We start from the raw sequence: 19,555 nt of genomic DNA on the forward strand, positions 1-19,555 counted from the left end.
TCCCTGCCGTGTGCGGTACGTGCCCGTAACGTGACACTGATGAATGTGACAATGTCCGGCGGCTGCGTCAAGGGGTCGGGCCCGGCCTGTGGACAACCCCGCTGCGGACCCGGCCGGCCGGCTCCACCGGGCCCGGTCCGTGTCCTCCTTCGTGGGGTGCCCCTACGGGGCCGTACGTCTGGAGTCTGACGGGAATCCAGCCGCCAGGTCTGACGACCGGTGTGGCCCGCGCCACTAACGTCGATGACGTGAATGTCATTGCGGCTGAAGGCCTGAGCAAGCGGTTCCCCCGGGTGACCGCGCTTGACCGGCTCTCCTTGGACATCGGCCCGGGTGTGACCGGGCTGGTGGGCGCCAACGGGGCCGGCAAGTCCACGTTGATCAAGATCCTTCTGGGTCTGTCCCCCGCGACCGAGGGCCGTGCCGAGGTGCTCGGGCTCGATGTCGCCACCAGCGGCGCCGCGATCCGGGAACGGGTCGGCTACATGCCGGAGCACGACTGCCTGCCGCCCGACGTCTCGGCCACCGAGTTCGTCGTGCACATGGCGCGGATGTCCGGTCTGCCGCCCACCGCGGCCCGTGAACGGACCGCGGACACGCTGCGGCACGTCGGGCTCTACGAGGAGCGCTACCGCCCCATCGGCGGCTACTCGACCGGTATGAAGCAGCGCGTGAAGCTGGCGCAGGCCCTGGTCCACGACCCGCAGCTGGTCCTCCTCGACGAGCCGACCAACGGTCTCGACCCGGTCGGACGCGACGAGATGCTCGGCCTCATCCGCCGCATCCACACCGACTTCGGGATCTCGGTCCTGGTGACGTCCCACCTCCTGGGCGAACTGGAGCGCACCTGCGACCACGTCGTCGTCATCGACGGCGGATCGCTGCTGCGTTCCAGCTCCACCAGCGACTTCACCCAGACCACCACGACCCTCGCGGTCGAGGTCACCGACAGCGACACCCACCCCGACGGCACCGACGCGCTGCGCCGGGTCCTCGCCGGCGCGGGCGTCACCCTGCTCGGCCTCGACGGACTGGACACCCAGGGGCTGCCCGGGGCCGGCCACATCCTGCTCGTCGAGGCGACGGGCGAGGAGACGTACGACCTGGTGCGCGACAGCGTCGCGGATCTCGGTCTGGGCCTCGTCCGGATGGAACAGCGCCGTCACCACATCGCCGAGGTCTTCCGCACGGAGGGGGAGCCCGCGGCGCACGACCGGGCGCCCGCCGCGGCCGTGCCGGCCGGAGCCGTACTGCAGAAGGGGAGCGGTCGCGATGAGCACTGAGACCGGCGCCGCGACCGGGAGCGAGACCTCCCGGATCCACAACATCGGCTACCGCGCCTACGACGGCCCGCGCCTCGGCCGCGCCTACGCACGGCGTTCGCTGTACTCGCAGTCGCTGCGCGGTTCCTTCGGGCTCGGCCGCTCGGCCAAGTCCAAGGTGCTGCCCATGCTGCTGTTCGGCGTGATGTGCCTGGTGGCGGCGATCATCGTGGCGGTCGCGATCGCGACCCCCAACTCGACGAAACTGCCGGTCAAGTACACCTCGTTCGCGATCTACCTCCAGGCCGTCATCGGCCTGTTCCTGGCCGCGCAGGCACCGCAGTCGGTCTCCAGGGACCTCCGGTTCAAGACCGTGCCGCTGTACTTCTCGCGGCCGATCGAGCGGGCCGACTACGTGCTGGCCAAGTTCGCCGCGATGGTCACGGCACTGCTGGTGCTCACGGGCGCGCCGCTCGTCATCCTGTACGTGGGCGCGCTGCTGGGGAAGTTCGACTTCGCGGACCAGACCAAGTGGTTCGCCCAGGGGATGGTCTCGGTGGCCCTGCTCTCCGTGCTCTTCGCCGGTCTCGGCCTGGTCATGGCCGCGCTCACCCCGCGCCGCGGCTTCGGCGTCGCCGCGGTCATCGCCGTGCTGACCATCACCTACGGAGCGGTCAGCACCATCCAGGGCATCGCCTGGTCCACCGGATCCACCGGCGCGGTGCCGTGGCTGGGGCTCTTCTCACCGATCACGCTCGTCGACGGTGTGCAGACCGCGTTCCTCGGCGCGACCTCCGCCTTCCCCGGAGGGGAAGGCCCGGGGGCCGGGGCCGGGGCGGTCTACCTGATCGTTGTTCTCGCGCTCGTCGCCGGCTCGTACGCCGTGCTGATGCGCCGCTACCGGAGGGTCGGGCTGTGACCACCATCGAGATCGACCACACGTCCCGCTGGTTCGGCAATGTGGTCGCCGTCAACGACGTGAGCATGACCGTGGGGCCGGGCGTCACCGGTCTGCTCGGCCCGAACGGCGCCGGCAAGTCCACGCTGATCAACATGATGGCCGGGTTCCTCGCCCCCTCGACGGGCGCGGTCACGCTCGACGGACAGCCGATCTGGCGCAACGAGGCGGTGTACCGGCAGATCGGGATCGTGCCGGAGCGCGAGGGGATGTACGACTTCCTCACCGGGCGCGAGTTCGTGGTGGCCAACGCCGAACTGCACGGTCTGGGGGACGCCGAGGCGGCGGCCGCCCTGGCCACGGTCCAGATGGAGTACGCGCAGGACCGCAAGATCTCGACGTACAGCAAGGGCATGCGCCAGCGCGTGAAGATGGCCTCCGCGCTCGTCCACAACCCTTCCGTGCTCTTGCTCGACGAGCCCTTCAACGGTATGGACCCGCGTCAGCGGATGCAGCTCATGGACCTGCTGCGGCAGATGGGGGCGGAGGGCCGCACGGTCCTCTTCTCCTCCCACATCCTCGAAGAGGTCGAACAGCTCGCCTCGCACATCGAGGTGATCGTGGCCGGCCGCCATGCCGCGTCCGGTGACTTCCGCAGGATCCGCCGACTGATGACGGACCGGCCGCACCGCTATCTCGTGCGCTCCAGCGACGACCGCGCCCTGGCCGCCGCGCTCATCGCCGATCCGTCGACGGCCGGTATCGAGGTCGACCTCGGGGAGAACGCCCTGCGGATCCAGGCCGTCGACTTCGGCCGCTTCACCGCGCTGCTGCCCAAGGTGGCGCGTGAGCAGGGCATCCGCCTGCTGACCGTCTCCCCGTCCGACGAGTCCCTCGAATCGGTCTTCTCGTATCTCGTAGCGGCCTGAGTAGTGGCCTGAAAGGAGCGGTGACTCATGTACGACCCCACCGTCGCCCGGCTCACCTACCGGGCCCTGCTCGGCCGGCGCCGGGCCGCCATCCTCTTCGTCCTGCCCGCCCTGCTGATCGTCATCGCGGTCGCGGTACGGGCGTTCGCGGGGGCGGACGACCAGGTGGCCTCGGACGTCCTGGGCGGTTTCGCCATCGCGACCATGGTGCCCCTGATCGGCGTGATCGCCGGTACGGGGGCCATCGGCCCGGAGATCGACGACGGATCGATCGTCTATCTGCTGTCGAAGCCGGTGAAACGTCCCACGATCATCTTCACCAAACTGATCGTGGCCATCGCGGTGACGATGGTGTTCTCGGCGGTGCCGACGATGATCGCCGGACTGATCCTCAACGGCAACGGCCAGCAGATCGCGGTGGCCTACACGATCGCGGCGCTGGTCGCGTCGATCGCGTACAGCGCGCTCTTCCTGCTGCTGGGCACCGTCAGCCGCCACGCGGTCGTCCTCGGGCTCGTGTACGCGCTGGTGTGGGAGGCCCTGTTCGGCAGTCTGGTGCCCGGCGCGCGCACCCTCAGCGTCCAGCAGTGGTCGCTGGCGCTGGCCGAGAAGACCGGCGGGGGCGGCACCATCACCTCCGACGTCGGCCTCCCGGCCGCGACCGCGCTGCTGATCGTGGTCACGGTCGTGGCGACCTGGTACGCGGGCCAGAAGCTGCGCACGCTGAAGCTCGCCGGCGAGGAGTGAGACCGCGGATCCCGTGAAACCCCCGTTCCTTCCGGAACGGGGGTTTCCGCATATCGGACAGTCCTACGCGTGACTGTACGGATATCGGCTCGTTGTTCCAGATGCGTGGAGGCACCTGGAATCCGTGGCGTCGTGGCTTTCGTGAAATCGAGGAAGGCCGATGCGGCGGGGCCGTGGCCCCGTCGGTCGGTCCATGAGTGAGTGGCAACCGTGAGCGTCCTCCGCCCCTGAAGCCCGGGGAGTGGGCCGTCCGTTCGTTCCCTCACGAAGGAAGATCCACCCATGCCCACGGAAGTGGCCCTGCTCGAATCACGCGCGCTGCGCATCGAACAGATGGGGCGCGTCGACGCCCTCGACAAGGTGAAGAGCCTTGTCATGCTCCCGGACGGAATTCACGTTCGCACCGAGGACGTGGCGCGGTACTTCGAAGTATCCACAGGCGCCGTCAGGAGGCTGACCGACCGCCATCAGGAGGAGTTCACGGAGAACGGCATGCGAGTGCTCCGAGGCTCTGAGCTGCGGTCCTTCCATAGCGACATGATGTCGCTATGGGGTGGTGAGGAGGGTGAAGGTTATCCACAGGCAGCCACCCAGCTGCGCCTCTTCACCCGCAGGACCGTCCTCAACGTCGCCATGCTGCTTCGCGACAGCGACATCGCCCGATGCGTCCGTACGTATCTCCTCGACGCCGAACAGGAGGCGCGCGCGGGGTACGCCTCGCTCGAACACCGGGTCACCCGGGTCGAAAGCTGCCTGGCCGGTGTGGGCGCCGCTCTGCAGGAGCTCGGGCCGGTCCTCGGGCGGATGTCGCACCGACTGGACAGCCTCGACCGGAGGCTTGAGGTCACGCATCAGGTGGTCGGCGCCATGAGCGTCAGGCTGACCGGGGTGTCCGACGACATCGCCCGGCTCGACGGGCGGATGGACGCGCTGGCCCGCGGCCTGAAGGACCTCAACCGCCGGAACAGGAACCGCTGAGACGCCCCGGTGGCCGGTGCCGTCCCGACGCGTGTTCACCGGGCGCTCATCGCGCGCTCGTCGAATATTGGGTGGCACCGGTCCCCAGTCACCGGGCACAGTGAACGGAGACGGCATACGCCGGACCGGCGTCCGCCGGGTGCGGCACCACAGACCGGGAGAGGAGCGCGACGATGACCGAGAGTCCGAGTCCGTCGAGTTCCCCGCAGGGCGTGCCCGAGCCGGTGCCGGAGTAGTCAGCGACTGCTCCGCCGCGCCGCTCCGCGCAGCTCGCCCGGGGCGGCCGTTCCGCGCGCTGCGCGCGGCCGCCCTCCCGGAGGATTGGCCGAGTGGTAAGGCAGCGGCTTGCTAAGCCGTCGTCGGGGCCGTTGACCCCGCGCGCGTTCGATCCGCGCATCCTCCGCCGAAGAGGCCGCCGTGGCCACCGGCTCCTACAGCAACTGCTCCAGGGCGACCGCGATGCCGTCGTCCTCGTTCGACGCGGTGATCTCGTGGGCCACGGCCTTCAGATCGTCGTGCGCGTTGGCCATGGCCACACCGTGCCGGGCCCAGGCGAACATCGGGATGTCGTTCGGCATGTCCCCGAAGGCGATGGTGTCCGCCGCCTTGACGCCCAGCCGGCGCGCGGCCAGCGACAGGCCGGTCGCCTTGCTGAGGCCGAGCGGCAGGATCTCCACGACCCCCGGACCGGCCATGACCACGTCCACCAGATTGCCGACCGCCGCCCGTGCGGCCTTCGCCAGCGCGTCGTCGTCCAGCTCCGGATGTTGTATGTACACCTTGTTCAGCGGGGCGGACCACATCTCGGAGGCGTCCTTCACGGGGAGCGCCGGCAGCGGTCCCTCCTGGACGCGGTAGCCGGGGCCGACCAGCACCTCGCCGTCGAGCCCGTCGCGGCTCGCGGCCAGGGCCAGCGGGCCGACCTCGGCCTCGACCTTGGACAGGGCGAGCCCCGCGAGCTGGCGGTCCAGCGTGAGCGAGGTCAGCAGCCGGTGCTCTCCGGCGTGGTAGACCTGCGCGCCCTGGCCGCACACCGCGAGGCCCTCGTAGCCCAGGTCGTCCAGGATGTGCCGGGTCCACGGGACGGCCCGGCCGGTGACGATGATGTGCGCCGCACCGGCCGCGGTGACCGCGGCCAGTGCGTCGCGTGTGCGCCCGGAGACCGTGTCGTCGCCACGCAGCAGCGTGCCGTCGAGGTCGGTCGCGACGAGCTTGTACGGGAAGGTCACTTGGCGACCGGCTCCAGCAGCTCGCGTCCGCCCAGGTACGGCCGGAGCACCTCGGGCACCCGTACCGAACCGTCGGCGAGCTGGTGGTTCTCCAGGATCGCCACGATCGTGCGCGGGACGGCGCAGAGCGTGCCGTTCAGCGTGGACAGCGGCTGGAGGACCTTCTTGCCGTCGCGGTTGTCCCGCATCCGGACGGAGAGCCGGCGGGCCTGGAAACCGTCGCAGTTGGACGCGGAGGTCAGCTCGCGGTACTTGCCCTGGGTCGGGATCCACGCCTCGCAGTCGAACTTCCTGGACGCCGAGGCACCCAGGTCGCCGGTGGCGACGTCGATGACCTGGAAGGGCAGGCCCAGCGCGGTGAGCCACTGCTTCTCCCAGTCCAGGAGGCGCTGGTGCTCGGCCTCGGCGTCCGCCGGGTCGACGTACGAGAACATCTCGACCTTGTCGAACTGGTGGACCCGGAAGATGCCGCGGGTGTCCTTGCCGTACGTGCCGGCCTCGCGGCGGAAGCACGGCGAGAAGCCGGCGTAGCGCAGCGGCAGCTTGTCCGCGTCGATGATCTCGTCCATGTGGTACGCGGCGAGCGGGACCTCGGAGGTGCCGACCAGGTAGTAGTCGTCCTTCTCCAGGTGGTACACGTTCTCCGCGGCCTGGCCGAGGAAGCCGGTGCCCTCCATGGCGCGCGGGCGGACCAGCGCGGGGGTGAGCATCGGGACGAAGCCGGCCTCGGTGGCCTGGGCGATCGCCGCGTTGACGAGGGCGAGCTCCAGCAGCGCGCCGACGCCCGTCAGGTAGTAGAAGCGCGAGCCGGACACCTTGGCGCCGCGTTCCATGTCGATCGCGCCGAGCGCCTCGCCGAGCTCCAGGTGGTCCTTGGGCTCGAAGCCCTCGGCGCCGAAGTCGCGAATGGTGCCGTGGGTCTCCAGGACGACGAAGTCCTCCTCGCCACCGACCGGCACGTCCGCGTGGACGATGTTGCCGAGCCGCAGCAGCAGGCTCCTGGTCTCCTCGGCGGCCTCGTCCTGGGCGGCGTCGGCCGCCTTGACGTCGGCCTTGAGCTGTTCGGCCCGCTGCAGGAGCTCGGCGCGCTCCTCGGGAGAGGCCTTGGAGACGAGTTTGCCGAGCGATTTCTGCTCGGAACGGAGCTCGTCGAACCGAACCCCGGACGACCTGCGCCGCTCGTCGGCGGAGAGCAGGGCGTCGACGAGGCCGACGTCCTCTCCACGGGCGCGCTGGGAGGCGCGAACACGGTCGGGGTCCTCACGAAGCAGGCGAAGGTCAATCACCCCTCCAGGCTACCGGTGTCGGCTTCCCCGACTCGAACCGATATAGCCAAGCGTGTCACTTTGCCCGAATTGCCTGCATTGGTAATGCTGGGGAGGGATTCTGTGGCGCGGTGCGCGTGATCCCGTCAAGGGTGCGCGCGATCCCGTCAAGAAAGAGATCCATTTCCCCTAAATGGGGCAGAAAGGCCGCGCGTCTTGACGCATCGGCCTTGGGTGAAGGGGGAGTTGGCCGTTGCTTGTCCACAGGGGTGGAAGCTCGGCGAAAGTTATCCACAGGCTGTGAGGAAGGTCTGTGGACATGGAGGAGATCATTCCGAAAAGGGGGTTGAGGTACGTGGATTCACGGTTCAAACCCCGATCGCGCACTCGTTCGGGTGGGAATTGCTCGCCCTAAAGAGTTGATCAAGGGAATTCGACTGACAACGGATGACCTGTCGTCCTGTGGGCCGGTCCAGGCGGGGTGGGCCGATTTGTCGACCATGTCGCCTTGCGGTGTCGACTTGTCCCCAGGCCGAACCGCCGACCTGTGGATAACTTTTCCACGGATGACCATCGGCTGATCACACCGGCCGTGCGGGCGGCGTCCCGCAGGCGGACGCGGAGCGGCGCGCCGCCTGCGAGGAGGGGTCAGGCCCGGCCGTCCTGATTGCGAAGGAGCCAGTCGGAGGCCTCGGTGAACTCGGCGTCCGAGGTACCCGCCCGGAGCGGTCGCACGTCCTGCGGGCTCACCCCGGCCCGGGGGTAGGAGCCCAGGAACCGCACGTTCGGGCAGATCCGCTTCAGCCCCATCAGCGCCTCCCCGACCCGCCGGTCGGCGATATGGCCTTCGGCGTCCACCGCGAAGCAGTAGTTGCCGATGCCCGCGCCCGTCGGCCGGGACTGGATCAGCATCAGGTTCACCCCGCGCACCGCGAACTCCTGGAGCAGTTCGAGCAGCGCACCCGGGTGGTCGTCCCCGAGCCAGATCACCACCGACGTCTTGTCCGCGCCCGTCGGCGCCGAGGGGCGCGCCGGACGGCCCACCAGGACGAAGCGGGTCTGCGCGTTCTCCGCGTCGTGGATCTCCGTCACCAGCGGTTCGAGCCCGTACGTCGCCGCCGCGAACTCGCCCGCGAAGGCGGCGTCGTACCGCCCCTCCTGCACCAGCCGGGCCCCGTCCGCGTTGGACGAGGCGGACTCCCAGACGGCCTGGGGGAGATTCGCCGCCAGCCAGTTGCGCACCTGCGGCTGCGCGGCCGGGTGCGCGGTGACCGTCTTGATGTCCGACAGCTTGGTCCCCGGACGCACCAGCAGCGCGAACGTGATGGACAGCAGCACCTCGCGGTAGATCATCAGCGGTTCGCCGCTGGTGAGCTGGTCGAGGGTGGTGGTGATACCGCCCTCGACGGAGTTCTCGATCGGTACGAGGGCGGCGGCGGCCGTGCCGTTGCGCACCGCGTCCAGGGCAGCCGGCACGGACACCATCGGGACGAGCTCGCGGGTGGCGGCCTCCGGGAGCGTACGGAGGGCGACCTCGGTGAAGGTGCCTTCGGGGCCGAGATAGACGTAGCGCGTGGCGGACATACCGTCACCCTAATGCGCGGGGGGACCTCCAGGACCCGGAACGCCGAACGCCCGCGCCGCTCAGGACTCCAGGAGCCGCTGCCCCACGTACTCCCCCTTCGCCGCCCCGCCCGGCACCGCGAAGAGGCCGCTCGCCTCATGGCGGAGGAAGGGCGACAGCGCGTCGCCGCGGTCGAGTTTCCGCTGCACGGTGACGAATCCGCGCAGCGGATCCGCCTGCCAGCAGATGAAGAGCAGCCCCGCGTCCGGAGTGCCGTCCGTGGCCACCCCGTCGTGGTACGAGAACGGGCGGCGCAGCATGGCCGCGCCGCTGTTGCGCTCCGGCGAGGAGATCCGCGCGTGCGCGTTGTCCGGGATCAGGAGCTTTCCGTCGGGGCCCGCTCTGTCGAGGTCCATGGGGGTGGTCTCGGTGCCGCCGCTGAGCGGTGCGCCGTCCGACTTGCGCCGGCCGATGACCCGTTCCTGCCGCTCCACCGACAGCTTCTCCCAGTCGTCGAGCAGCATCCTGATGCGCCGGACCACCGCGTAGGAACCGCCCGCCAGCCAGGCGTACCGGGCGTCGGCGGCCTGCGCGGGGACGAAGATCCGCCGGTCGAAGTCGCTGTCGGCGGGCTTCGGGTTGCCGGTGCCGTCGATCTGGCCCATGAGGTTGCGTGCGGTCATGGGCGTGGCGGTGGCTCCGGGGGTGCGGTTGAAGCCGTTCATCTGCCAGCGCACGGTGGCCGTCGATCCGGCCTCCTTCTGCACGGCGCGCAGCGCGTGGAAGGCGACGAGCGCGTCGTCGGCACCGATCTGCACCCAGAGGTCGCCGTTCGAACGCGCGCTGTCGAGGTGGTCGGAGGAGAAGGGCGGCAGCGGGTCGAGCCCCGGCGGACGGCGGTCCGCCAGGCCCGTGCGTTCGAAGAAGGTGGCACCGAAACCGAAGGTGACGGTCAGCGAGGAGGGTCCGGCGTCCAGCGCGATGCCGGTGTCGTGGCCGGTGCCGTCGGCCGCCGTCCCGGTGGCGGGTTCGCCCGCCATCAGCCGCTGGGCCGTCGCCGACCAGCGGCGCATCAGGGCCGCCGCCTCCTTGCGGCCGGCGCCGGGGGCCAGGTCGAAGGCGATGAGATGGCCCCGGGCCTGAAGCGGGGTGGTGATCCCCGGTTGATGTTTCCCGTGAAACATCACCTCGGTGGAGCCGACCGAGGTGAGGGCGGTCGGCTCCTCGTCCTGGGTCAGGGCATGGCCGGTGGCACCGCCGGCCGCCCCGAGGACGAGTCCGGCCGCGCCGGCCGCCCCGGCGGTGCCGAGCAGCCGCCGCCGGGAGAGGGCGCCGGCCGTCTCCCCGGCGCCGCCCGGCGCCGGGGTTCCGCTGTCCGTGCCGCGTGGCCCGGAGGCGCCGGTACGGGTCTTTCCGTTCTGTGTGCTCACGGTGGTGCTCAGCCGATCTTCACGTTCTTGTCGACCGTGACCTGGTCGATCTCCGAGGTGCGGACGGTGACCGCGACGCTCCAGTCGCCCGCCATGGGGATCTGGACGCCGCTGGAGGTCCAGTGGCCCTCGGCCAGCCGGACGGGGACGGCGGGCAGCGGACCGATGTCCTTGGACTTCAGGGTGAAGGCCAGCTTCACCTCGGGGACGTCCATGGGCTTCCCGCCGGCGTCGTCGACCCAGAGGTGGACCGAGTTGGCGCCGGGGCGCCCCGGGTCCAGTTCCATGCGGACCGTGCCCTTGCCGTTCTGGCCGCCGGTGTCGAAGGGCAGGGAGAGGGCGACCGGCCCATTCGCGGCGGGAGCGCTGGAGGCCGGTGCCGAGGCACGGGCCTCCTCCTCGGTGCGGCCGGGTTCGGTCGAGGTCAGGACGGTGGTCACCGCCAGCAGGGCCACGGCCACCCCGACCTCCGCCAGGACCGAGCGGCGCAGCCCGGACCGGTCCGGGTCGGCGTCGCGTATCCGCTTCTTCTCGGCGGTCGCCACGGCGGCCTGCTGCCGGGCGAGCTGAGCGGCCCGCGCGGGGTCCTCGGGCGCGGACGCGGCGGGATCCTCGGAGACCGATTCGTTTTCCGCGACGACGGCCGGGCCCTGCCCGGACGACGCGTCCGCCCGCGCGCCGGAATCGGCCGCCGTGCCCGGGTCCGCCTCCGACGCGTCCGGGTGGGCCTCCGCCGGGGTCTCCGCGTCCGCCGCGGGCTCCGTACGCGCGTCCGGACCGGAATCCGCCCCCGTGATCAGCCGCCCGGTCCACCGGCGGGAGATCCAGGCGACGCCGACCAGGACGGCGACGAGCCCGACCTTGACCATCAGCAACTGCCCGTACCCCGTGCCCGTCAGCGCGGACCAGGTGCCGACCTGGCGCCAGGACTGGTAGATCCCGGTGGCGGTGAGCACGAGCACGCTGCCGAACGCGATGCCGGAGAAGCGCCGTACGGCGGAGGCGGGCAGGTCCGGAGCGCGGTACAGCGCGATCAGCAGGGCCGCGAGCCCGCCCAGCCAGGCGGCCACGGCGAGCAGGTGCAGGACGTCGACGGGCATGGCGATGCCCGACTGGAGACCGGTCGACGCGTGTTCGGCCAGGGCCCAGGTGCCCGCGATGCCCGCGGCGACGACCGAGCCGCCGATGGCGAGCCCGAAGGTGAGGTCCTTCTTCTCGCGGGCGTCCTCGCGCTTGGCGTACGCCCCGAACAGCACCGCGACGAACAGCGCGCTCGCACCGAGCAGCAGCAGCCGCGAGACGAGCGCCGCACCGGGCTTGGTGTCGAGGACGGCCTTCAGCCCGTCGAGGTCGAAGGCGTCGCCGAGCTTGCCGGAACCGGTGTACGGGTTGCGCAGCAGCAGCATGGCGAGGGTTGCCGCGGTGAGCGTCAGCCAGCCGCGCACGACGAGCCGCTGGAGCGGGCGCGAACCGGCTCCCCGCTGCCAGCACGCCAGGACGAACGCGGCGCCGCCCGCGAGCACGATGAATCCGGCGTAGGCGGCGTAGCGCGCGATGCCGTAGAGCGTGCCGACGAGGCCGCCGCCGGCCTCGGTGTCCGGGAGGGCGACGGTGGTCTCGGAGGGGGCCCCGATGGAGAAGGTGAAGGCGCCGGAGACCGGGTGGCTGTCGGCGGAGACCGCCTGCCAGGCCACGGTGTAGGTGCCGTCGGGGAGTCCGGCGTGCAGCGCGACGCCGTACTTCACGGTGGAGCCGGCCGACAGGTCGCGCGGGGCGGCCTCGGTGTCGGCCCGCTTGCCGTCGGGGTCCAGGATCCTGATGGATCCCTTGCCCATGGCGACCTGCTCGGAGAAGGTCAGCGTGACCTCCTTGGGCGCGGTGGCGACCACCGTCCCGTCCTGCGGATCGCTTCCGGTCAGCGCGGCGTGCGCCGACGCGGGCCCCGCGAGGGCCAGCAGCAGCGCGAACACGGCGCCGGCCAGGGCGGCGGCGAGCCCGGCGAGGGCGAGCGGCCGGCGCCGCGGTGGCGCGGAGGGCCCGAAGGACGGGGCGGTGGCTGTCATGGTCGTCGGTCCCTCACTGCTTCTTCGGGTTGTGGGTGGTCTCCTTCACGGGAAGGTCGACCTTGAGGGGGCCGGCCTTCTCGAAGTGCAGTTCCACGGGCACCGTGTCGCCCTGCTTGGGCTGTTCCTTGAGCTTGGCGAACATGATGTGGTTGCCGCCGCGTTCGAGGTCGAGCTCCCCGCCCGCGGGCACGTCGAACGACGTCACCATCCGCATGACCTGGTTCTTCGTCTCGTGGATGGTGACCTCGTCCGAGAGCGGGCTGGTGACGGAGGTGAGCCGGTCGGCCGCGCCGCCGCTGTTGCGTACGACGAGGAAACCGGCCGCCATGTCGCTGACGGGCTGGGGCATGAACGCGCCGACGACCTTCAGGTCCGGCGTGCCGTCCGTGGACGAGCACCCCGCCAGCGTCAGGCCGGTGGAGAGGGCCAGGACGCCGGCGAGGACGGTGCGGCGGGTCACGGGTTCTCTCCCACGACGAGCTTGGGGAGGTCCTTGGTGTAGTCGTCGGGCGTGGTGTCCTCGCTGTAGAGGACGTACCCCTTGTCGGTCTTCGGGGAGAACGCGATGACCTGCGAGCCGTGCATCGAGACGACGGTGCCGTCCTTCTCCTTCTTCGGCGCGTCGATGCCGATGCCGATCTGCCGGGCACCCGCCTGGATGGTCGGGAAGTCGCCGGTCAGGCCGATGAAGGAGGGGTCCTGGGCCTTGAGCCAGGTGCCCAGCGAGGACGGGGTGTCCCGCTCCGGGTCGGTGGTGACGAAGACGACCTGGAGCTTGTCCCGGTCGGCCTCGGGCAGCGACTTCTTGGCGATCGCGATGTTGCTCATGATGAGCGGGCAGACGTCGGGGCAGTTGGTGTAGCCGAAGTAGATGAGCGTCGGCTTGCCCTTGGTCCGCTCGCGCAGGTCGTACTTCTTGCCGTGGGTGTCGGTGAGGACGAGATTCGGCTTGGTGAACGGCTGGTCGAGCACCGTCGCGGCCTTCGTCTTCGCCTCCACCGAGACATCGGCGATCGGCTTCTTGCCCTCGTCGTCGCTTCCGCCGCAGGCGGACAGGGTGAGGGCCGCCACGGCGACGAGCGCCGCGGCCAGCACAGACTTCTTAACCATGGAGCACTGTTTCCTGGTGGGTCGGTGGTACGGGGGTGGGGCACGGGGCCCGTCCGGTCCAACGGGCCGGACGGGCCCCGGACGTGATCAGGCGGTGCGGCGACGGCCGGCCAGGACGCCGAAGGCGACGCCCGCGACACCGATGACGATGCCGACGATGCCGAGCACCCGGGCCGTGGTGTCGCTGGAGGAGCCCGCCGAGGCGGTGGTCTGCTCGCTCTTCCCGTCGTCCTTCGCCGCGGCGTCGGCGCCGGACGCCGGGGCGGCCTCCTTCGCCTCCTCGGCGGGCGCGCTCAGCTTGAGGACCGGCGCGGGGCTCTCCGGCTCCTCGCCGTCCGCCTTCGGGGCCTCGATCCAGCGCACGACCTCCTTGTTGTCGTACGTCTGGATCGCCTTGAACACCAGCTCGTCGGCGTCCTCCGGGAGCGGGCCGACGGAGAGCGGGAACTGCTGGAAGCGGCCCGCGCCGATCCTGCCGTCGGCGGTGGCGGTCCAGGTGACCTTGGAGACGGCCTCGTTGATCGTCTTGCCGTGCATGTTCAGCGGCTTGGCGAGCTTGCTCTTGGTGACGTCGATCTTCCAGCCGGGCACGGGCTGCGGCATCACGGACGCGAGCGGGTGGTCGGTCGGGAAGTTGACCTCGACCTTGACCGTCGAGGCGTTGTCGCGCTCGTTGGGGACCTTGAAGTTGATGACGGCGTAACCGCCCTTGGTGGCCTCGCCCTGCGGCTGGACGCCGACATGGGCCGAGGCCGGACCGGCGAGCAGCAGTGCGGCGGTCGCGGCGATGCCGCCGGAGAGGGCGATGCGGGAGAGCTTCATGGCAGGGATCACTCCACTGGGGCACGTAGGAAAGGGTGCACCGGCGCGCGGGTGCGCGACGGGAGCGCGACACCTTCCGCACGAGCGGACGCGTACGGGCCGGGCCGTCCGGCACCGGGGTGCGGGCGGCGGCGCGTGCGTCGTGGGGCGGGCGTCGCGTCAGGCGGCGAGGGCGAACGCCGTGGGCGGCCCGCGCCTGATCACCAGATGCTGGAGCGGATCCCCGGTCGCCGGAGGCGGAGCGTCCGTGGCGGTACGGGGGGTGCGCGGCCCGGTCGTCGGGCAGCCGGGCAGGCCGGCGCGGAGCGCCGACACCAGGAAGAGCGCGGCGCGCAGGGCGCGCAGCCGGGCCCCGGCGGCCATCTGCTGGGCACCGTGGGCGGAGAGCCGGGCAAGCCGGAAGAGGGCGATCTCGCCCCGTCGCAGCAGCCAGCCGGTGGCCAGCGCGGCCAGCAGATGGCCCAGCAGCATGGGCAGGCTCGGCAGCGTTCCGGCGAGGCCGGCCGTGCCGGTTCCGGTCACGGCGGCCGTGTGCTGGTGGGCCTGGGAGGCCACCGACAGCGGGTCGACGCCCGCGGTGGTGACGATGCGGCGGGCGTCGGCGGCGGTCAGCTGGGCGGGCCCGGCCCCGCAGACGATGCTCGCCGCGAGCCGGATCAGCGGGTCCTCGCCGGACACGGCACGGGGCGACGCGGTGTGCGTCCCCACCCCGAACAGCGTGTGGAGGGCGATCTGTCCGCCCGCCAGGGCCGCGGCGATGGACGGCAGCGAACGTTCCCGTCCGGCGAGGGGGACGGCCACCGCGAGGATCCCGAGGAATCCGGCGAGCAGCGTCCACCACGGGACGAGCGCACAGGCGGCCAGCGCATGTCCGGCGGCGGACAACGCGACGCAGACCGCGGCGAACACCGCGGCCCTCAGCAGCCGCATACCGGCTCCGGCGCGTCCCACACGACTAGACATGGCCGGGCCATCATCGCACCCGGCTCCCCGCCTCCGTAGGGCAGGTCCGGAAGGTCGCCTTCCGCCCGAAAGGGTGCGAGCCGGGCCGTTCGGACCCCATACGGAGGGGGCAGAACGGTCCCGTGGGCCGGGAATGCACACGTGTGGCGTGTCCGGGTATCCGCCGAATGAGCGGTCTCACACCCCGCGCGTGCTTATGAACGGCACGGGGCGGCAATACGTATCGGTATGTCGAGCCGCAGCCAGGAGGCTGGAGCATGAGCATCTGGTGGTCACTCCATTTGCGGCGCGAGGCCGCGAGCGTTCCGCTCGCCCGCCGGTTCCTGCTCGGCACGATGGAGTCGGCGGGTGTGGACCCGGACATCTCCTTCGATCTGTCGCTCGCTCTGAGCGAGGCCTGCGCCAACGCCGTCGAGCACGGCGGGGCCCACCGGGACGCGGACGGCGGCGCGGAGGGCCGGGACGGCTGGGAGGAACCTTCCGCCACGGCCTGCGGGCAGTACCGGGTCACGGCCTATCTGGACGGTGAGATGTGCCGGATCGAGGTCGCGGACTCCGGACCGGGCTTTCCCGCCCGGCGCGCGCGGGCGCGCGACGCCGCGTCCCGGGGCGGCGGTCCGTCGTGCGGGGCGCAGTGCGCCGACCACGCCTCGCTCACCGCAGAGGACGGCCGGGGACTCTGTCTGATCGAGCAGCTCGCCGACCACGTCCACTTCGGCAACCGGCCGGGGCACGGCGGTGCCGTGGTGAGCTTCGACAAGGTCCTGAAATGGCGGGAGGGCGCCCTGCTCATGGTGTCCTGAGCGGGGCGCCCTCCGGCGGCGGGGGTGCGGCTCAGCCCTTGAGCCCCGCCATCCACGCCTCGACCTCGTCGGCCTGCCGCGGCAGCTGGTCCGAGAGGTTCCGGTTGCCGTCCTCGGTGACGAGGATGTCGTCCTCGATCCGGACGCCGATGCCGCGGTACTCCTCGGGGACCGTCAGATCGTCGGCCTGGAAGTAGAGACCGGGCTCGACCGTCAGGCACATGCCCGGCTGCAGCGTCCCGTTGACGTACGAGTCGGTCCGCGCGGCGGCACAGTCGTGCACGTCCATGCCCAGCATGTGACCGGTGCCGTGCAGCGTCCAGCGGCGCTGGAGGCCCAGCTCCAGGACCTTCTCCACGGTCAGGTCGCCCAGCAGACCCCACTCGACGAGCTTCTCGGTGAGCACGCGCTGCGCGGCGTCGTGGAAGTCGCGGTAGTCGGCGCCCGGCTTCACGGCGGCGATCCCGGCCTCCTGCGCCTCGTACACGGCGTCGTAGATCTTGCGCTGGAGCGGCGTGAACGTGCCGTTGATCGGCAGGGTCCGGGTGACGTCGGCGGTGTAGAGGTCGTTGGTCTCCACGCCGGCGTCCAGCAGCAGCAGCTCACCCGACCGCACCGCGCCGTCGTTGCGCACCCAGTGCAGGGTGGTGGCGTGCGGTCCGGCGGCGCAGATCGAGCCGTAGCCGATGTCGTTGCCCTCGATGCGGGCGCGGAGGAAGAAGGTCCCCTCGATGTAGCGCTCGCTGGTCGCCTCGGCCTTGTCGAGGACCTTCACGACGTCCTCGAAGCCGCGCGCGGTGCTCTCGCAGGCCTTCCGCAGCTCGGCGATCTCGAAGGCGTCCTTGACCAGACGGGCCTCGGAGAGGAAGACCCGCAGCTCCTCGTCGCGCTCGGCGGTGACCTTGTCGGTCAGCGCGGCCTCGATGACGGCGTCGTGGCCCCGGACGGCGCGGACCGGGCCGGTGGCCTCGGCGAGCGCCGCGGGCAGTTCGCGGACGTCCTTCGCGGGGATGCCCAGCAGCTGCTCGGCCTCGGCGAGGGAGTGCCGGCGGCCGACCCACAGCTCGCCCTGGCCGTCGAGCCAGAATTCGCCGTTCTCCCGGTTCGAGCGGGGCAGCAGATAGACGGTCGCCTCGTGCCCCTCGCCCGTGGGTTCCAGGACGAGGACGCCGTCCTGCGTCTGGTCGCCGGTGAGGTACGCGTACTCGGTCGAGGCGCGGAAGGCGTACTCCGTGTCGTTGGACCGGGTCTTCAGCCGGCCGGCCGGGACGACCAGGCGCTCGCCGGGGAAGCGCGCCGACAGGGCGGCGCGGCGGTCGGCGGTGTGACCGGCCTGGGCGATCGGCTCCAGGCCGTGCAGCTCGGTGTCGGCCCAGCCGGACTTCATGCTCGCGGCGAGCTCGTCGGAGACGCCCGGGTACAGGCCGTTCTTCCGCTGCTTGACCGGTTCGGACTCTTCGGACTCCGGGGTCTCCGGGTTCTCCGGGATGAGCTCCTCAGACACGACTCTGTCTCTCCTTGATACGACGCTGGACCCCCTCCATCGTACGGGCGTACGGAAGGGGGCCCAGGGCCGGAAGACCTCTTACACGCGGAGGTGGCGGCGGGCCGGGGGCGCGGGGGTCTCAGTCGAAACGGGCGGCGAGGAGGACCACGTCCTCGGTCTCGTCGCCCCGGTCGATCCCGTCGGGCAGCACGGTGCGCACCACGTGGTCGGCGACCGAGGCGGCGTCGTGGCGCAGCGCCTTCGGTACGCTCGCCGCCGCCGAGTGCAGCCGGGCGAAGGCCCGGTCCGTCGAGCCGCCGGTGCGGCGCAGCAGCCCGTCGGTGTACAGCAGCACGGTCTCCCCGGGGGCCGGGGTGATCTCCACGCTCGGCGCCTCCCAGCAGGACAGCATGCCCAGCGGGGCGGAGAGCGTGGTCTCGATGAACTCGGTGCGCCGCTCGCCGACGATCAGCGGCGGGGTGTGCCCGGCCCCGGCCAGCAGGATCTTGCGGCGGGTGGGTTCGCAGTAGGCGAAGAGCGCGGTGGCGGAGCGGGCCGGTTCGGTCAGCCGCATCAGCAGTTCGAGGTCGGACAGGACGGCGACCGGATCCTCGCCCTCCATCACCGCGTACGCCCGCAGCCCGGCGCGGAGCCGGCCCATGGCGGCCAGGGCGCTGGGCCCGGAGCCGCCGGCGGAACCGACGGCCAGACCGAGCGCCCCCTCCGGCAGGGCCAGCGCGTCGTACCAGTCGCTGCCGCTCTGCGCCGCCGCGTGATGGCGTACGGCCAGCTGGACGCCGGGGACCCGGGGCAGCCTGCTGGGCAGCAGTTCCTCGGTGACGGTGGCGACGTCGGCCCTGGCCCGTTCCAGTTCCAGGAGCCGGGCGAGGTGCTCGGAGGCGTAACCGGCGTAGAGGCCGACGAGGTGGCGCTGGCGCTCCAGAGGTTCGGCCGGCTCGTCGTAGAGCCAGACGGCGGCGGCGAGGGCGCCGGTGCGGTCGGTGGTGAGCGGCTGGGTGTAGCTGGCGGCGTAGCCGAGGCGGGAGGCGACCTCGCGTCTGCGGGGGTCCAGAGCGGGGTCGCCGAGCAGATCGGGGGCGGCGGACGCGGTGTCGGCGTCCGGTACGCCGTCGAGGATGCGGCCGTACGAGGTGGCGCTGCGCGGCACCGTCTCGATCTGGCCGAGTTCGGCGTGGGCGAGCCCGAGCCCGACGGTGGAGACGGGGCCCCGGCGGTCGGACGGCTCGAAGGCGATCAGCCCGCGGCGGGCGCCGACGAGGGCGGCCCCGGCTTCGAGGGTTTCGTGCAGGGCGGCGTCGAGGGTGCTGGTTCTGGCCAGCCGTTCGGTGAGCTCGTGGAGCGTGGTGAGGTCGGACACCCAGCCCGCCAGGCGGTCCTGGATGAAGGCGCCGGGGGCGGCGGGCACTTCTGACAGCGGCCCGGCAGTGTGAGCCGAAACCGGAACTGTGGGATCGATTCCAGCCACTTTCGGCAGGTGTGGGGCGCTCATGGTCGCCGGCTTTCCGACTGGTGTGATTCGTCGAATAGCATCGCAAACCCCCATGTCATTCTGCGCCGCTATCAATGCATCCACATGTACACGTACAAGTAAGGCGATGTCCAGCATTGTCCCTGCGGGATTGCTGGTGTCCATGTGACAAGTAAGTTGGCCAAAAAATGCACCCGGCGACATGTATTTGCGGTCGACTGGCTCTGCTCGACGGGGCTTGCCCGTGGGGTGAAGTCCCCGGGGAGCGTCATTCCGGGCGGGCTGGGTACGTTCTTCGTTGGACGGCCAGAGGTGACGGTGATCATCTCCGGAACCTGGCAGCGGGCCCGGACGTCCTCTCCTGTGACGGCCACGCCCCACCCCCGAGTGGCGAGGCCGCACCACGGACGGCAGGCGCGGCACACGCCCTGCACCTCGCGACGATCCCGACCGGAACCGGCTCGATTCGGCTCAGCACAGTTCACGCTCGGTACCCACGATCGACCCGTACCTC

At 71.2% G+C, this 19,555-nt stretch carries 17 protein-coding genes and 1 tRNA gene; 7 read left to right on the forward strand and 11 right to left on the reverse strand.

Annotation, left to right across the window (positions count from 1 at the left end):
• Positions 1-293 precede the first annotated feature (293 nt).
• The 6 genes from ACFVDM_RS01790 (at position 294) to ACFVDM_RS01815 (ending at position 5,217) form a co-directional block, all read left to right on the forward strand.
• Positions 294-1,283 (forward strand): ABC transporter ATP-binding protein, encoded by a 990-nt coding sequence (locus ACFVDM_RS01790; protein ID WP_383632136.1) that lies wholly within the window; start codon positions 294-296, stop codon positions 1,281-1,283.
• Positions 1,273-2,181, forward strand: a complete 909-nt coding sequence (locus tag ACFVDM_RS01795) for an ABC transporter permease (protein WP_383631557.1) — start codon at positions 1,273-1,275, stop codon at positions 2,179-2,181. The genes ACFVDM_RS01790 and ACFVDM_RS01795 overlap by 11 nt, the downstream gene beginning before the upstream one ends.
• The gene (locus ACFVDM_RS01800) at positions 2,178-3,089 is read left to right on the forward strand and encodes an ABC transporter ATP-binding protein (protein WP_383631560.1); all 912 of its coding nucleotides are present in this window, start codon (positions 2,178-2,180) and stop codon (positions 3,087-3,089) included. The genes ACFVDM_RS01795 and ACFVDM_RS01800 overlap by 4 nt, the downstream gene beginning before the upstream one ends.
• A 27-nt stretch (positions 3,090-3,116) precedes the next feature.
• Positions 3,117-3,836: an ABC transporter permease gene (locus ACFVDM_RS01805; RefSeq protein ID WP_383631563.1), complete on the forward strand. Its 720-nt coding sequence runs from the start codon at positions 3,117-3,119 to the stop codon at positions 3,834-3,836.
• 282 nt (positions 3,837-4,118) lie between these two features.
• Positions 4,119-4,814 carry a hypothetical protein gene (locus ACFVDM_RS01810; protein WP_383631566.1) on the forward strand — a complete coding sequence of 232 codons (696 nt, stop codon included), beginning with the start codon at positions 4,119-4,121 and terminating at the stop codon, positions 4,812-4,814.
• Between the two features lie 315 nt (positions 4,815-5,129).
• A tRNA-Ser gene (locus ACFVDM_RS01815) sits at positions 5,130-5,217 on the forward strand.
• Between the two features lie 28 nt (positions 5,218-5,245).
• Here ACFVDM_RS01815 and ACFVDM_RS01820 read toward each other — a convergent pair.
• From ACFVDM_RS01820 to ACFVDM_RS01860, 9 genes are all read right to left on the reverse strand, one after another.
• Positions 5,246-6,043, reverse strand: a complete 798-nt coding sequence (locus ACFVDM_RS01820; RefSeq protein WP_383631569.1) for an HAD family hydrolase — start codon at positions 6,041-6,043, stop codon at positions 5,246-5,248.
• A complete protein-coding gene (gene serS / locus ACFVDM_RS01825) occupies positions 6,040-7,329 on the reverse strand; it encodes a serine--tRNA ligase (protein ID WP_383631572.1) in 1,290 nt (429 codons plus the stop codon). Before serS ends, ACFVDM_RS01820 begins: the two co-directional genes overlap by 4 nt.
• A 627-nt stretch (positions 7,330-7,956) precedes the next feature.
• Positions 7,957-8,892, reverse strand: a complete 936-nt coding sequence (pheA, locus tag ACFVDM_RS01830; protein WP_383631575.1) for a prephenate dehydratase — start codon at positions 8,890-8,892, stop codon at positions 7,957-7,959.
• 60 nt (positions 8,893-8,952) lie between these two features.
• Positions 8,953-10,302, reverse strand: a complete 1,350-nt coding sequence (efeB, locus tag ACFVDM_RS01835) for an iron uptake transporter deferrochelatase/peroxidase subunit (RefSeq protein ID WP_383631578.1) — start codon at positions 10,300-10,302, stop codon at positions 8,953-8,955.
• 8 nt (positions 10,303-10,310) lie between these two features.
• Entirely contained in the window at positions 10,311-12,365 is a 2,055-nt protein-coding gene (locus ACFVDM_RS01840; RefSeq protein WP_383631581.1) for a copper resistance protein CopC, read from the reverse strand.
• Positions 12,366-12,378: 13 nt separating this feature from the next.
• Positions 12,379-12,828, reverse strand: a complete 450-nt coding sequence (locus ACFVDM_RS01845) for a copper chaperone PCu(A)C (protein ID WP_383631584.1) — start codon at positions 12,826-12,828, stop codon at positions 12,379-12,381.
• Positions 12,825-13,478, reverse strand: coding sequence for an SCO family protein (locus ACFVDM_RS01850; protein ID WP_383631587.1), 654 nt, complete (start codon positions 13,476-13,478; stop codon positions 12,825-12,827). Before ACFVDM_RS01850 ends, ACFVDM_RS01845 begins: the two co-directional genes overlap by 4 nt.
• A gap of 87 nt (positions 13,479-13,565) precedes the next feature.
• On the reverse strand, positions 13,566-14,300 hold the full coding sequence (locus tag ACFVDM_RS01855) for a YcnI family protein (RefSeq protein WP_383631590.1): 735 nt from the start codon (positions 14,298-14,300) through the stop codon (positions 13,566-13,568).
• Between the two features lie 159 nt (positions 14,301-14,459).
• On the reverse strand, positions 14,460-15,263 hold the full coding sequence (locus ACFVDM_RS01860) for a hypothetical protein (protein ID WP_383631593.1): 804 nt from the start codon (positions 15,261-15,263) through the stop codon (positions 14,460-14,462).
• A 257-nt stretch (positions 15,264-15,520) separates the two neighbouring features.
• On the opposite strand from ACFVDM_RS01860, the gene ACFVDM_RS01865 reads away from it, so the two are divergent.
• Entirely contained in the window at positions 15,521-16,066 is a 546-nt protein-coding gene (locus ACFVDM_RS01865; protein ID WP_383631596.1) for an ATP-binding protein, read from the forward strand.
• Between the two features lie 31 nt (positions 16,067-16,097).
• Here ACFVDM_RS01865 and ACFVDM_RS01870 read toward each other — a convergent pair whose 3' ends face one another.
• Positions 16,098-17,570: an aminopeptidase P family protein gene (locus tag ACFVDM_RS01870; RefSeq protein ID WP_383631599.1), complete on the reverse strand. Its 1,473-nt coding sequence runs from the start codon at positions 17,568-17,570 to the stop codon at positions 16,098-16,100.
• Positions 17,571-17,691: 121 nt separating this feature from the next.
• Positions 17,692-19,062, reverse strand: a complete 1,371-nt coding sequence (locus tag ACFVDM_RS01875) for a PP2C family protein-serine/threonine phosphatase (RefSeq protein ID WP_383631602.1) — start codon at positions 19,060-19,062, stop codon at positions 17,692-17,694.
• Positions 19,063-19,555 lie beyond the last annotated feature (493 nt).

It is taken from the genome of Streptomyces sp. NPDC057682 (assembly GCF_042799575.1).
In the GTDB taxonomy this organism is placed as follows: domain Bacteria; phylum Actinomycetota; class Actinomycetes; order Streptomycetales; family Streptomycetaceae; genus Streptomyces.

Bases quoted from the DNA above. Each gene is read 5' to 3' on its own strand.
- ACFVDM_RS01795 (WP_383631557.1), top strand. From the start codon at position 1,273: ATGAGCACTGAGACCGGCGCCGCGACCGGGAGCGAGACCTCCCGGATC.
- ACFVDM_RS01805 (WP_383631563.1), top strand. From the start codon at position 3,117: ATGTACGACCCCACCGTCGCCCGGCTCACCTACCGGGCCCTGCTCGGC.
- ACFVDM_RS01810 (WP_383631566.1), top strand. From the start codon at position 4,119: ATGCCCACGGAAGTGGCCCTGCTCGAATCACGCGCGCTGCGCATCGAA.
- pheA (WP_383631575.1), bottom strand. From the start codon at position 8,892: ATGTCCGCCACGCGCTACGTCTATCTCGGCCCCGAAGGCACCTTCACC.
- ACFVDM_RS01840 (WP_383631581.1), bottom strand. From the start codon at position 12,365: ATGACAGCCACCGCCCCGTCCTTCGGGCCCTCCGCGCCACCGCGGCGC.
- ACFVDM_RS01850 (WP_383631587.1), bottom strand. From the start codon at position 13,478: ATGGTTAAGAAGTCTGTGCTGGCCGCGGCGCTCGTCGCCGTGGCGGCC.
- ACFVDM_RS01855 (WP_383631590.1), bottom strand. From the start codon at position 14,300: ATGAAGCTCTCCCGCATCGCCCTCTCCGGCGGCATCGCCGCGACCGCC.
- ACFVDM_RS01860 (WP_383631593.1), bottom strand. From the start codon at position 15,263: ATGTCTAGTCGTGTGGGACGCGCCGGAGCCGGTATGCGGCTGCTGAGG.
- ACFVDM_RS01865 (WP_383631596.1), top strand. From the start codon at position 15,521: ATGAGCATCTGGTGGTCACTCCATTTGCGGCGCGAGGCCGCGAGCGTT.
- ACFVDM_RS01875 (WP_383631602.1), bottom strand. From the start codon at position 19,062: ATGAGCGCCCCACACCTGCCGAAAGTGGCTGGAATCGATCCCACAGTT.